Origin of the sequence: Actinomadura kijaniata NBRC 14229 (assembly GCF_001552175.1) — a bacterium.
In the GTDB taxonomy this organism is placed as follows: Bacteria; Actinomycetota; Actinomycetes; order Streptosporangiales; family Streptosporangiaceae; genus Spirillospora; species Spirillospora kijaniata.
Window position 1 is genome coordinate 1 of record NZ_BCQR01000123.1, and the last position, 12748, is coordinate 12748.

The window sequence follows — 12748 nt, forward strand, 5'->3', positions numbered from 1 at the left end:
GGGGGGGTCAGCCTTCGAGCGCGTACTGCATGGCGCGGAACTTGTTCTGGGCCTCGGTGAGCTCGTCGGCGGGAACGGAGTCGGCGACGATGCCGCACCCGGCGAACAGGCGGGCGCGGGTGCCGTCGATCTCGGCGCAGCGCAGCGCGATGCCCCATTCGCCGTCGCCGCGGGCGTCGACCCAGCCGACGGGGCCGGCGTAGCGGCCGCGGTCCATGCCCTCCAGCTCGCGGATCAGGGTCATGGCGGTGTCGGTGGGGGTGCCGCAGACCGCGGGGGTGGGGTGGAGGGCGGCCACGACCTCCAGGACCGAACGGTGGTCGGCCAGGCGTCCGTGGACGGGGGAGGCCAGGTGCATGACGTTGGGCAGGCGCAGCAGCTCGGGCCGTTCGGGAACGGTCAGCTCGGTGCACAGCGGCGCCAGGGCGTCGCGGACCATCTCGGCGGCATAGGCGTGCTCGCACAGGTCCTTGGCGGAGGCGGCCAGGCGGGCGGCGCGGGCGTCGTCGTCGGCGGGGCCGGTGCCGCGGGCGGTGGTGCCGGCCAGCACCAGGGACTCGACGGTGTCGCCGGTGCGGCGGATGAGCAGCTCGGGGGTGGCCCCGACCAGCCCGGCGACGGCGAAGGTGTAGCAGCCGGGGAAGCGATCGGACAGGCGGGACAGCAGGACGCGGGCGTCGATGGGCTCGTCGGCGCGGGCGTACAGGTCGCGGGCCAGCACCACCTTGCCGAGGGCGCCGGTGGTGATGCGGTCGACGGCGGCGGCCACGGCCTGCTGCCAGGCCGGAGCCGACAGGGCACCGTCGTTCCAGGTCAGGCGGGTCGGCGCGGTGGGCGGGTGGACCAGGGCGAGGGGATCGGTGTCGTCGCCGATGGTGGTGAGCCAGGCCTGCCCGTCGCGGCGGCCGACGACCCAGCGGGGGACGATCAGGACCGAGTCGGGGGACTTGGGGTCGAAGCCGAAGCTGCCGAACGCGACCGGGCCGGTGCCGGGCAGGCGGACGGGGTCGTCGATGGCCGCGGCGGCGAACAGGTCGCGCAGCCAGCGGTCGGCGCGGGTGAAGCGGTCGGGGCCCCCGGGCAGGCGCAGGCGGGCGGCCTCGCCCCAGCCGACGATGCCCTCGCCGTGGCGGACCCAGGCCTGCCCGGCGGGATGGGGAAGCCGCGCGATCAGGTCGCCTGGGTCGGCGACCGGGACGGTGCGGACGTGGAGGCGTTCCGGAGCGGTCACGGCGAGCTTCACGGTGCCACTCTACGGGAGATTTGAACCCGTTCAAACAGGCGGGGTGGGTGCTGGTGCTGAGGTGTGCGCCACAGTGCCGCCCGGGGACCGGGCGGGGGCGACGCTGCGGCGCATTCAACGTTCCCGCACGTCACGGCCATTCCCGCCGGGCAGGCGGGGCGAACGCGAAGGGCGCGCCGCCCCGGCGGTCGCGGGGACGGCGCGCCCTTGCCGAAGGGGGAGGGTCAGCGGCGCTCGCCCAGCAGCTTCCAGGCGCCCGGCAGCAGACCCGCGGCCAGCAGAACCTTCAGGGCGTCGCCGAGCAGGAACGGCGTGACGCCCATGCTGATCGCCTTGGCCAGGTCGACGTGGACCGCGGCCATCAGGTAGGGGACGCCGACCGCGTAGATCAGGGCGGTGCCCACCAGCATGGTGCCGACGGTGCGCAGCGGGGTGCGGTCGCCGCCGCGCCGGGCCAGGTGACCGACGACGGCGGCGGCCAGCACGAAGCCCAGCACGTAGCCGAGGCTGGGCATCGAGACGCCGGAGGCGCCCTCGGCGAACCACGGCATCCCGGCGATCCCGGCCAGCAGGTAGACCAGCATGCCCAGGGTGGCGCGGCCCGCGCCCAGGGCGGCCCCGGCCAGCAGCACCGCGAACGGCTGGAGGCTGACCGGAACGGGCGTGCCGGGGATCGGCACGGAGATCTGGGCGGCGACGCCCACCAGGACGGCCGAACCGAGCACCAGGGCCACGTCGCGGGTCAGGGAAGCCGGGAGCAGGTCGCCCAGAACGGCGGTGCGCCGCCCGGCGGCGGCGTGAGCAGTAGCCACAGAACCCTCCAAAACGGTTGTGTCAGGTCGAAACCTAGCGAACCGCTCGGCGGGTGGGGATCGCGCGGTCCACAGATTCGGCCGCCCCACCTTTGTGGGTCCCGCCCATTTCGCACCGAAACCGGCGTTCACCTGGGGTTTCTACCGCTGAGCCAGGTAGATCACGTCGGGTTCGCCGCGCGGCACCGGGACCGGCACCGCCCGCACCCCGCCGAAGCGGCCGCGCAGCGCCCGTTCGAACGCCGGGGCGGCGCCCGCGCTCCAGAACGCCAGCCTCCCGCGCCCGCTCATCCGCCGTTCCAGCGCCGCCAGCCCGCCGCCCTCGTACAGCCGGGCGTTGCCGGGGGTGACCGTCCAGTCCGGGCCGTTGTCGATGTCCAGGCACAACGCGTCGAACGTGCCGCCGGAGCCGGTGATCCAGTCGACCAGGTCGGCGCACACCACCTCCACCCGCCCGTCCTCCAGCGCGCCCCGCGAGAACGGCCGCAGCACGCCGCGATGCCAGGCGATCACCGCCGGTTCCCGCTCCACCACCGTCACGTGCGCCACCGCCGGATGCGCGACCGCCTCGGCCAGCGAGAACCCCACCCCCAGCCCGCCGATCAGCAACCGCGCCGGCCCGTCCAGCCCCTCCAGCGCCGCGCGCACCAGCAGCCGTTCGGACTCCCCGTTACGGGTGTCCATGAGGAACATCCCGTTGCTGATGATCTCGAAGTCGGTCCCGGCGCGACGCAGCACCAGCTCACCGCCCACCCCGGCGACCCGCTCCACCACGTCCGCCTCCGCGCCCTCGCCGGTCTCCGCGCGCACTGCTTCCATGCCCCCGACCCTAACGAGACCGCCGCCCATGATCAGCATTGTCGGCCGGTCCGATCGGGCCTGTCGGCCGGGCCGCCGCGCCGTTAGGGTTCCGGCCATGCCCGACCACCGCCTGCTCGCCGGCCGCCGCGTCCTGGTCGTCGGCGCCGGAACCCGCCCCAGCCCCGATCCCGATCCCCCCGTCGGCAACGGCCGCGCCATCGCCGTGGCCGCCGCCCGCGAGGGCGCCGAGGTGACCTGCGCCGACCTCGACGACACCGCCGCCGCCACGACCGTCAAGCAGATCACCGAGGACGGCGGCCGCGCCCACGTGCTGCGCGCCGACGTCGCCGACCCCGACGCCTGCGCCGCCATGGTCGCCCAGGCCGCCACCCGCATGGACGGCCTGGACGGCGTCGTCGTCAACGCCGGCATCGGCGTGGGCCTCGGCCTGTCCGGCACCACCCTGGACGACTGGGAACAGGTGATGGCCGTCAACCTGCGCGCCCCGTTCCTGATCGCCAGGGCCGCGCTGCCGCTGCTGCCCGGCGGCGCTGCCCTGGTGTTCGTCGGCTCGCTGGCCGGCACCAAACCCGGCAGCTCCTCTCCCTCCTACGACGCCTCCAAGGCGGGCCTCAACGGCCTGGCCCGCCACGTCGCCGCCGAGGCCGCCCCGCACGGCGTGCGCGCCAACGTGATCGCCCCCGGCCTCATCGACACCGTCATGGGCCGCGCCGCCGCCGCCGGCAACACCGACCGCGACAAGATCGCCCGACTCATCCCCCTGGGCCGCCAGGGGAGCGCCTGGGAGGTCGCCGACGCCGCCGTCTTCCTGCTGTCGGGCCGCTCCTCCTACATCACCGGCCAGATCCTGCACGTCGACGGCGGCCTCTCCACCCTCCGCTGACCCAGCACCACCCCCACGCCGACCACACCCCCGACACCCTCGTGCTGCGTGCACCCTCGTGCTGCGTGCACCCTCGTGCTGCGTGCACCCTCGTGCTGCGTGCACCCTCGTGCTGCGTGCACCCTCGCGCTGCGTGCACCCTCGCGCTGCGTGCACCCTCGCGCTGCGTGCACCCTCGCGCTGCGTGCACCCTCGCGCTGCGTGCACCCTCGCGCTGCGCGTCTTGGAAGCGTTGGCGTGGTTGGGATTGTCTGTTCGGTTGGTGCTGCTGTGGGGGTTTCGGTCCGGTCGGATGTAGATACGCGGCCTCTTTGGCTTGGCGCTCCCATGGGGAGCGTCGAGGTGAGCAGCCTGGGTTTCGTCGTTATGGGAGCTGGTCTCTTCGGGTGGGGAACGCTGCCCAGCCGTCATGTCCATCGGCGTGGGGCGGCGGCGTTCAGCTTTCCAACTTGCGATGTAACGTTGTAATCATCGGGAGGTGCCATGATCCCCCAACCCCACGACCACGACCCCGACCGGACCGGCCGTTCCGAGGACTTCCCCGAGCCCCTCGACGCCTACTCCGCGACCGTCTCCGCCGTCGCCCGCGACCTGACGCCCCGCGTCGCCGCCCTGCGTGTCCGGCACCGTCGCGGTGAGGGCACCGGCTCGGCCGTGGTGTTCACCGCCGACGGGTTCCTGCTCACCAACGCCCACGTCGTCGGCCGCGCCCGCACCGGCCAGGCCGCCTTCGCCGACGGCACCACCACCCCCTTCACCGTCGTGGGCACCGACCCGCTGTCGGACCTGGCCGTGATCCGCGCCGGTGGCGACGCCCCCGACCCCGCCCCGCTCGGCGACAGCGACCGCCTGGTCGTCGGGCAGCTCGTCGTCGCCGTCGGCAACCCCCTGGGCCTCACCGGGTCGGTCACCGCCGGCGTCGTGTCCGCCCTCGGACGCTCCCTGCCCACCCGCAGCGGCACCGCCGTCCGCGTCATCGAGGACGTCATCCAGACCGACGCCGCCCTCAACCCCGGCAACTCCGGCGGCGCCCTGGCCGACGCCCGCGGCCGCGTCGTCGGCGTCAACACCGCCGTGGCCGGAATCGGCCTGGGCCTGGCCGTCCCCGTCAACGCCACCACCCGCCGCATCATCGCCGCGCTCATGGCCGACGGCCGTGTCCGCCGCGCCTACCTCGGCCTGGTCGCCACCCCCGTGCCCGTCCCCGCCCGCCTGCGCGACCGCCTCGGCCAGCCCCACGCCCTGCGCATCGAGCAGGTCATGCCCGCCAGCCCCGCCGACCGCGCCGGGCTCCGCCGCGGCGACCTGGTCCTGACCGTCGCCAGAGCCCCCGTCCACCAAGCCCAGAGCCTGCAACGCCTGATGTTCGCCGACGCCATCGGCCGTCCCCTGTCCATCACCGTCCTGCGCAACGACGCCATGGTCGACGTCATCGCCGAACCCGTCGAACTCGACGCCGAACCCGCCTGACCCACCCGTCCCACGCGTCCGACGTGTCACACCCGGCTGGCACAGTGGGCCCATGACCGTCGCCTTCGCTCCGCCCGTGCCGATCCTGCGCGTCTACGACCTGGACGCCGCCCGCGCGTTCTACCTGGACTACCTCGGCTGCACTCTGGACTGGGAGCACCGCACCGGCGAGCAGGGGCCTTGGTACCTCCAGGTCTCGCGCGGCGCGCTGGTGCTGCACCTCAGCCAGCACCACGGCGACGGCACCCCCGGCACCACCGTCTACGTCGAGACGCGCGGCGTGGAAGACCTGCACGCCGAGCTGACCGCCAAGAACCACCCGTTCCTGAACGCCGGCCTCGAACACGACGAGATCGGCACCTGCCTCACCCTGATCGACCCGTTCGGCAACCACCTGCGTTTCAACCAGCCCTGACGCGCGGCCCCGGGCATGCGAAAGGGCCCCGGTCCGTCGCAACGGACCGGGGCCCTCCATGCCCACGCACACGCGGTCGCTGACCGCGCCGCGAACCGTCAGGCGGCCACCCCGGCGGGCAGCCGGACCGGCTCGGGGGCGACGTGCTCGTCGTGCTCCTGGGAGGCGCGCACCGGACGCATCCGGCTGCCAACCATCATCTTCAGCACCCGCCACCCGTCCCGCCAGGTGTTCAGGTGCGACTCGCCGAACAGGCGGTTGCCCTCGAAGCTGGCGACCTCGGCGATCCGCAGGCCGGTGGTGACGGCGTTGACGCACATCTCGGTCTCGATCTCGAACCCGGTCGACCGCAGCCGCAGCGTCGCCACCGCGTCGCGGCGCAGCGCCACGTACCCGTAGCACAGGTCGCTCCAGTCGGTCCGGTACAGGGTGTTGGCCAGGCGGGTCAGCCACTGGTTACCGGTGCGGCGCAGGAACGTCAGGTCCTCCGACCCGCCGCCGCAGGCGTACCGCGAGCCTTTGACGAAGTCGAACCCGCGCTCCACCAGGGCCACGAACGACCCGATCTCGGCGGGGTCCATGCTGCCGTCGGCGTCCAGCATGACGATCACGTCGCCGGTCGCGGCGGCGAACCCGGCCTGCAGGGCCGCGCCCTTGCCGCGCGGCGGCTGGCTGATGATCACCGCGTCGGGGCGCAGCGCCGCGGCGACCTCGGCCGAGCCGTCGGTGGACTCGCCGTCCACGATGACGATCTCGTCGACCCCGGTCAGCCGCGGCAGCAGCCATCGCAGGTTGTCGGCCTCGTTGAGGGTCGGGATGACGGCGGTGACGGTGGTGGCGGGGGCGGCGGTGCGGGAGGGGGAGGGGCGGTGGCGCTCGGTGGCGTTCATGGCAGGCTCCGTGGAAAGCGATCCGTGGCGTGGTGGGCCGGACACTCTGTTAGATGTGACGGCCACCACGGGATGTTTGAAAAAATCTTCACGGGCCCTTTATGTCCGCTGGCGAGGCGGTTCGCGGCCACTCCCACAGGACCACTTTCCGGCCAAACGCGCATCAGGCGGGCATCGGCGTTCCGTCCGCAGCACTCCGGCCGGTAGGTAACAATGGCCTGCTATGACTTGGCGACCCCGCACCCGCAACGCCCCTGCCCACCCGGCTCCGGCCAGCAGCGAGTCGGACCGCCTCACGCGCACCCGCGCCGCCCGTCCCCCCGCGGCCGCCCGCGCCCGTACGGCATGGGCCCTGGCCGCCGGAGCGCTGGCCGTGACGGCGGCCACCGCGTGCGTGCCCGCCCTCGGCGGCACCGACGACGACCGCCCCGGCGGCACCGCCGCCGCCCCCGGCAACGTGCGCGCCGAGTGCGCCGCCGTCCGCGCCCCCGGCGACTCGCGCGCCCGGCAGCTGCGCGGCATGTGGATCGCCACCGTCGCCAACATCGACTGGCCCAAGGACCCCAAGGCCGGCGCCGACCGCCAGCGCGCCGACTTCCGCCGCCTGCTCGACACCGCCAAGAACCTCAACCTCAACGCCGTGTTCGTGCAGATCCGGCCCAACTCCGACGCGTTCTACCCCTCGCCCCACGAGCCCTGGTCCCAGTGGATCACCGGTACGCCCGGCAAGGACCCCGGCTACGACGTGCTCCGCTTCATGATCGACGAAGCGCACGCCCGCGACCTGGAGTTCCACGCCTGGTTCAACCCCTACCGCGTCGCCCGCCACACCGACCTGAAGAAGCTGGCCCCCAACAGCCCCGCCCGCCGCCACCCCGACTGGGTCCGCAAGTACGGCGACGGCATGTGGTACGACCCCGGCCTGCCCCAGGTCCGCGAGCTGGCCACCAACGCCGTCATGGACGTGGTCACCAAGTACGACATCGACGCCGTCCACTTCGACGACTACTTCTACCCCTATCCCGACGGCAAGTCCGAGTACCCCGACCAGGCGACCTACCGCGCCTACGGCGGCGGCGCGAAGCTGGCCGACTGGCGGCGCCGCAACGTCGACACCCTCGTCCAGAGCCTGTCCGCCAAGATCCGCCGCGCCAAGCCCTGGGTGCGGTTCGGCATCAGCCCCTTCGGCGTGTGGCGCAACAAGACCACCGACCCCGCCGGGTCGGACACCAACGCCCTGCAGAGCTACGACGCCCAGTACGCCGACACCCGCACCTGGATCCGCAAGGGCTGGGTCGACTACATCACCCCCCAGCTGTACTGGCCGATCGGCGACCCGCGCGCCGACTACGCCACCCTGGTCGACTGGTGGTCCCGCCAGGTCGCCGGGACCGACGTGCAGTTGACCATCGGCCAGGCCGGCTACCGCGTCGGCGAGGACAAGGTCTGGAAGCGCCCCGACGAACTGTCGCGCCACCTGGCCCTCAACGCCCGCCACCCCCAGGTCCGCGGCGACGTGTATTTCAGCGCGGACGACATGGTCGCCGACAGGCGCGGCTTCGCCAGCCGCCTGCGCGCCGACCACTACGGCCGTCCCGCCATCCCGCCCCTGGTCGCCGGCCGCGACCGAGCCGCCGCCACCCCGGCCCCCGCGCCCGCGCACGGCCTCACCGCCACCACCGCCGACCGCGAGGGCCGCACCGGCGCCAACACCGCGGCCAAGGGCGTCACCATCCGCTGGAACCCCTCGCCCAACGCCACCTCCTACGCCGTCTACCGCACCGACGGCGCCCGTTCCGGCTGCGCCCCCGTCGACCCCGCCACCCTGCTCACCACCGTCCGCGGCCAGCAGGCGGGCGGCGGCGGCCAGCCCGGCGGCATCGTCGACCCCACCGCCAAACCCGGACGGACCTACACCTACACGGTCACCGCCCTGGACCGCCTGTACCGCGAGTCCACCCCCACCCGCTCCATCAAGATCACAGTCCCCCAACAGTGACCTTCACCGGGGGATAAAACCCACCGCGCCAGGGCAGGAATATCGCACCTGACCGCCCCCCGGAGGTAGAAGCATGGCGCTGTCGATGGAGGAGCGGCGACTCCTCGCCGAGATCGAACACCGGCTCAGCGAGGAGGACCCGCGGCTGGCCCATCGCCTGTCAACCCTCGGCCAGGACCGGCGCAGACGCCGGCTCCAGCTCCTGGCGGCCGTGATCCTGGCGGCCACCGGCGCCCTGGTCGCCCTGCTCGGCGCGATCGTCGTCACCTTCAGCTGACACTCCCGGACAACGCCGAAGGCCCGGCGCCCCCTGACGGGGACACCGGGCCTTCGACGTTAAGCCGGTGTGGTGGTCGCCTCACGGCGAAAGGCACAACGAAGCTCCAGCCCGGACCACAGGGGCCCGGCGGTATTCCTCGAAGGCGTTGGGTAGAGCCCGGGGGACACATGCCACACCGACACACCCACCATAACGGCAACCCGGCAGTGCTCCCGCCACCTGTCCGCCGCGGCGTGGCGCACCTCACCCCGAAGTGAGGGTTTGCTGCGAGCGTGCACCACCCCCGAACCGGGAGCGTCACCTATATCGACGGAAGCGGGGAAAGTCCGGCCCGCTCACGGTCGCCGCCGGCGGCGCACCCCACCGGGAGCGCCGGTGCGGCCGGGACAGACGACCCGGTCGCCGCCGCCACGGGGCACTCCCGGTCCGGCCAGATCTGGGCACGCGGCCCCATCGCCGCGCGCAGGCCGGGAACAAGTTTGACGACAGCACTGACCAGCGGAAACCGGTACAGGTGAGGAGTCGGGGCATTGGGAACGAATCAGCTGAGGGTCGAAGGTCGCTCCACCATGGGGAACGCCCTGGGCGGCGGCCGATCCGACCTCAGGACGGCCGGGGACACCCGCGCGGCGTCGGACGGCCAGACGACGGACGGCCAGGGGGCGGACGACAGGGGCGACGCCACCGGGGACCCACCCCACGGCGCGGGACCGGCCGCCGGGCCCGCCTGGGAGGCCGTGTGGGAGACCGGCTGGGAACCGCCCCCCGACCTGCGCGCCGCCGCCCACGCCCGCGCGTTCACCCTCCGCGCCCTGCGCGACCGCACCGCCGACCGCGGCGCCATCGACGACATCGTCCTGATGGTCGACGAGCTGATCACCAACGCGGTCCTGCACGGCACCGGCCCGGTCCGCCTGCGCCTGCGCCTGTCCGGGCCGCTGCTGACCGGCGAGATCCACGACGCCGGTGCCGCCGCCCCCGCCCCGCCCGGCCCCGGGCCCGCCCTGACCGACTGGTCCGAGGACGGCCGCGGCCTGCTGCTGGTCGCCGCCCTGGCCACCGACTTCGGCATCCGCCCCGAACCCCCGGGCAAGACCGTCTGGTTCACCCGCCTGCTCGGCGGCGACCACCACCCCAACGGCCGGCGCTGAGGCCGGCCGACGCTGAGGCCCCCGGCCGGCGCCGGACCTCAGGGCCTCGACAGCTCCTCGGCCAGCCCCGCCACATCGGCGGCCGCCAGCATCAGCGCCCCCGCGTTCCCGATCGCCCGCGTGGCCTCCGCGCGACCCAGATGACGCGTCACCGCCCGGTCCAGGTACGCCTCCACCAGCCGGGCCCCGGTCAGCCGCCCGCGCCCCCGCAGCGCCCCGATCTCCCGGTGCACCACCTCCCAGGCGTCCCCGGCCAGCCGCACCCGCCGCTCCTCGGCCAGCAGGCCCAGCAGCTCCGCCCGCACCCGCGCGTCGGAGAAGTCCGGCAGCCGCACCGCCCGCAGATCGCTCACCAGCTCCGGTGACGCCGCCGTCAGCTCGCCCACCCGCTGGGGCGCGCAGGTGCCCAGCAGCGCGGTCTCGCTGACGCCCTCCAGCCGCGCCCGGTAGAGGGCCTGGGCGTAGGCGCGGCCCTGCGCCGGATCCAGCAGCAGGTCCTCCAGCCCGTCCACCAGCAGCACGTGCCCGGCGTGCTCCTCCAGCACCGCGCCCAGCCCCGACGGGCCGCGTTCGCGCAGCTCGTCGACGTGCACGCCGTGCACCTGGCCGCTGGAGACCTCGACCTCCGCCAGCGCCCGCGCCACCATCCGCGCCAGCCGGCGCTGCCCGCTGGACGGCGCCCCGATCAGCAGCAGCGCCGGGACCGACGCGCTGGACACCTCCTGGCCGCGCAGCCGGCGCGCCCACTTGCCGCGCCGCCGCACCTCGGTCACCACCCGCTCGATGTCGTCGGCGCCGCACACGAAGCGGATCCCGTGCACCTCGACGACCTGCGGCCCGGTGCCGGGCGCGGGGCTCGGCGGGGGAGCGGGCGGCGGCGGGTCCACCGGCGGCGGCGGAGGCGGCAGGTCCGGCTGCGGGGCCGGCCCCGCCGGATCCAGCTGCGTGCGGAACGGATCGGGGTCCAGCTGCGTGGCGTCGGCGTCCGACGGCCACACCGGCTCACCCGCCCCCGGCGCCCCGGAGGGCGGGAGCGGCTGCGCGCCCGGCGGCGGTACGGGCGGCGGTGCGGGGTGCGGTGCGGGGTGCGGTGCGGGGTGCGGGACGGGCTGCGGGGCCGGAGGAACCGGTTCCGCGCCGAAGCCCGGGGCCTGCGGCACCGGCGGGGGAGCGGGCGGCTCCATCGGGGCGACCGCGGGCGGCGGGGACGGAGGCTCGTCCCCCCGGCCCGGCGCCACCGGCCGGTCCGGCATCGGCGGCGCCTCCGGGCCACCGGGAAGACCGGGAGCACCGGGGCCGGGCGCGTCGGCCTCGCGCTGGGCCGCCAGGTGCTCGCGCGCCGCCTTGATGATGTCCCAGGCGCTCAGTTCGTCGGTGGAGGGCGGGGTGTGCATGGCGGGGCTGGTCAGCTCCGCCGCCACCGCCTGCGGCACCGCGAACCCCGTGGCCGGGGGCGGCACCTGCGCCAGCCGGCACCAGGTCAGGCCGAGGGTGTAGGTGGTGGCCAGCAGCGCCGCCAGCGCGTCGGCGTCGGCCGACCGCAGCGCCTCCGGCAGCCGCCCGTCGCGCGGCCACAGCACCCGCAGCGGATGCGCCGGATCGGTCAGCACCGCCTGGAGCGTGCGCGCCCCGTCGGGGTCCATCCACCGTTGCAGCGCCGGAAGCACCCCCGGCGCGGCCTGCAGGTCGGCCGCCAGCACCGCCAGGCCCGCGTGCCGGACCCGGTCGTGCCCGCGGCCGGGGACCTGTGCCAGCGCCCCGCCGAACGCCGCGCCGGTCAGCCCCGCCACGATCTGCTGGAGGTCGTACAGCGCCAGCAGCAGGTACTCGCCGGGGGAGGTGTCGCGCAGCATCGGCGCCGCCAGCTCCGGCGGGCAGCGCCGCCGCCACTCCTGGAGCACCGCCGCCGGGCCGTAGCGCACCGTGGCCATGTCCTGGTGGACGTACCGCAGCGAGGTCGCCGTCACCGCCGCCAGCGCGTCGGCGCCGGGCCGGAACCGCTCGTCGCCCTGCAACCCGACCGCGACCTCGTACATCACCCGCGCCACGTGCGCGGCGCCACCGCCGTCGCCGGCGCCCAGCCGGTTGATGTAGTACCCGGCCAGGGTGGAGAAGTCCGGCGGCATCATCCAGTGCAGCCGCTCGGCGGGCGTGGTCAGGAACGGCACGAACGACTCGATCAGCGGATGGTCGGTCAGCGCCACCGGCGAGCCCGCGCACCACAGCAGCGCGCCCCAGGCGGCGGCGACGGTGCTGGGCGTGCCCGGCTGGAACATCGGGTCCTGCTGGGCGAACTGGGCCGGGTTGACCGCCAGCGCGGTGGTGATGGCCTGCGAGACCCGCGCCACCACCCCGGTGTCGGGCAGCGGTCCCAGGAACCCCAGCGGCGCCATGCGTCCGGCGGCCAGGTCGGGGCCGGTGGGCAGCAGTTGCGGCGGGATCGGCGGGGTGCCCGCGCCCGGCGGTGCGGGGGCGGCGGCGCGGCGCTCGGCCGGGTCGCCCGGCGGCGGGCAGGGGTGCCAGGCGCCGTCCAGGCCGCACCGGTACCAGCGGCCCCAGGCCCCGAACAGCCACCACTCGCCCGAGCCCCACAGCATCCGGGCCCGCACCTGGTCGGCGCGCTGGGGCGGGGGCGCCGACCGCCACCATGGCGAGGCCACCAGCTCACGCACGTTGCCCTCGACGGCCGTGAACAGATCGCTCCCGGCCGCGCCGCCCCCCGAGGTTCCGCTTCCGCCGAGTCCCGCCCCGGCCGACTGCCAGCTCACTCCGGGAATCCTAGT

The 12748-nt window shown here is 74.9% G+C and carries 11 protein-coding genes; 6 read left to right on the plus strand and 5 right to left on the minus strand.

Annotated features, from left to right (window positions below):
- Positions 1–7: 7 nt before the first annotated feature.
- The 3 genes from AKI01S_RS32600 to AKI01S_RS32610 form a co-directional block, all read right to left on the minus strand.
- Positions 8–1243, minus strand: a complete 1236-nt coding sequence (locus AKI01S_RS32600; RefSeq protein WP_067826308.1) for an isochorismate synthase — start codon at positions 1241–1243, stop codon at positions 8–10.
- 224 nt (positions 1244–1467) lie between these two features.
- Entirely contained in the window at positions 1468–2055 is a 588-nt protein-coding gene (locus tag AKI01S_RS32605; protein WP_067826310.1) for a biotin transporter BioY, read from the minus strand.
- A 141-nt stretch (positions 2056–2196) separates the two neighbouring features.
- Positions 2197–2874, minus strand: a complete 678-nt coding sequence (locus AKI01S_RS32610) for a spermine/spermidine synthase domain-containing protein (RefSeq protein WP_067826312.1) — start codon at positions 2872–2874, stop codon at positions 2197–2199.
- 97 nt (positions 2875–2971) lie between these two features.
- Here AKI01S_RS32610 and AKI01S_RS32615 point away from each other — a divergent pair, with 97 nt between their 5' ends.
- The 3 genes from AKI01S_RS32615 (at position 2972) to AKI01S_RS32625 (ending at position 5645) form a co-directional block, all read left to right on the plus strand.
- Positions 2972–3760: an SDR family NAD(P)-dependent oxidoreductase gene (locus AKI01S_RS32615; protein ID WP_067826314.1), complete on the plus strand. Its 789-nt coding sequence runs from the start codon at positions 2972–2974 to the stop codon at positions 3758–3760.
- A gap of 483 nt (positions 3761–4243) precedes the next feature.
- The gene (locus AKI01S_RS32620; RefSeq protein ID WP_067826316.1) at positions 4244–5230 is read left to right on the plus strand and encodes a S1C family serine protease; all 987 of its coding nucleotides are present in this window, start codon (positions 4244–4246) and stop codon (positions 5228–5230) included.
- A gap of 52 nt (positions 5231–5282) precedes the next feature.
- Positions 5283–5645: a glyoxalase superfamily protein gene (locus tag AKI01S_RS32625; protein ID WP_067826318.1), complete on the plus strand. Its 363-nt coding sequence runs from the start codon at positions 5283–5285 to the stop codon at positions 5643–5645.
- A gap of 98 nt (positions 5646–5743) precedes the next feature.
- Here the strand turns inward: AKI01S_RS32625 and AKI01S_RS32630 are convergent, their stop codons facing one another.
- Entirely contained in the window at positions 5744–6535 is a 792-nt protein-coding gene (locus AKI01S_RS32630) for a glycosyltransferase family 2 protein (protein ID WP_067826329.1), read from the minus strand.
- A gap of 223 nt (positions 6536–6758) precedes the next feature.
- On the opposite strand from AKI01S_RS32630, the gene AKI01S_RS32635 reads away from it, so the two are divergent.
- The 3 genes from AKI01S_RS32635 (at position 6759) to AKI01S_RS32645 (ending at position 9965) form a co-directional block, all read left to right on the plus strand.
- Positions 6759–8534, plus strand: a complete 1776-nt coding sequence (locus AKI01S_RS32635; RefSeq protein WP_084000475.1) for a glycoside hydrolase family 10-like protein — start codon at positions 6759–6761, stop codon at positions 8532–8534.
- 73 nt (positions 8535–8607) lie between these two features.
- Entirely contained in the window at positions 8608–8811 is a 204-nt protein-coding gene (locus AKI01S_RS32640; protein ID WP_067826331.1) for a DUF3040 domain-containing protein, read from the plus strand.
- Positions 8812–9383: 572 nt separating this feature from the next.
- Entirely contained in the window at positions 9384–9965 is a 582-nt protein-coding gene (locus AKI01S_RS32645; protein WP_084000476.1) for an ATP-binding protein, read from the plus strand.
- A gap of 38 nt (positions 9966–10003) precedes the next feature.
- On the opposite strand, the gene AKI01S_RS32650 is transcribed toward AKI01S_RS32645, so the two are convergent.
- Complete coding sequence (locus AKI01S_RS32650) at positions 10004–12733, minus strand: hypothetical protein (protein WP_067826333.1); 2730 nt, start codon at positions 12731–12733, stop codon at positions 10004–10006.
- Between the last annotated feature and the right edge of the window lie 15 nt (positions 12734–12748).

Coding starts and splice junctions, on each gene's coding strand:
- AKI01S_RS32640 (WP_067826331.1), top strand. CDS start 8,608: ATGGCGCTGTCGATGGAGGAGCGGCGACTCCTCGCCGAGATCGAACAC.
- AKI01S_RS32625 (WP_067826318.1), top strand. CDS start 5,283: ATGACCGTCGCCTTCGCTCCGCCCGTGCCGATCCTGCGCGTCTACGAC.
- AKI01S_RS32610 (WP_067826312.1), bottom strand. CDS start 2,874: ATGGAAGCAGTGCGCGCGGAGACCGGCGAGGGCGCGGAGGCGGACGTG.
- AKI01S_RS32620 (WP_067826316.1), top strand. CDS start 4,244: ATGATCCCCCAACCCCACGACCACGACCCCGACCGGACCGGCCGTTCC.
- AKI01S_RS32630 (WP_067826329.1), bottom strand. CDS start 6,535: ATGAACGCCACCGAGCGCCACCGCCCCTCCCCCTCCCGCACCGCCGCC.
- AKI01S_RS32615 (WP_067826314.1), top strand. CDS start 2,972: ATGCCCGACCACCGCCTGCTCGCCGGCCGCCGCGTCCTGGTCGTCGGC.
- AKI01S_RS32645 (WP_084000476.1), top strand. CDS start 9,384: ATGGGGAACGCCCTGGGCGGCGGCCGATCCGACCTCAGGACGGCCGGG.
- AKI01S_RS32635 (WP_084000475.1), top strand. CDS start 6,759: ATGACTTGGCGACCCCGCACCCGCAACGCCCCTGCCCACCCGGCTCCG.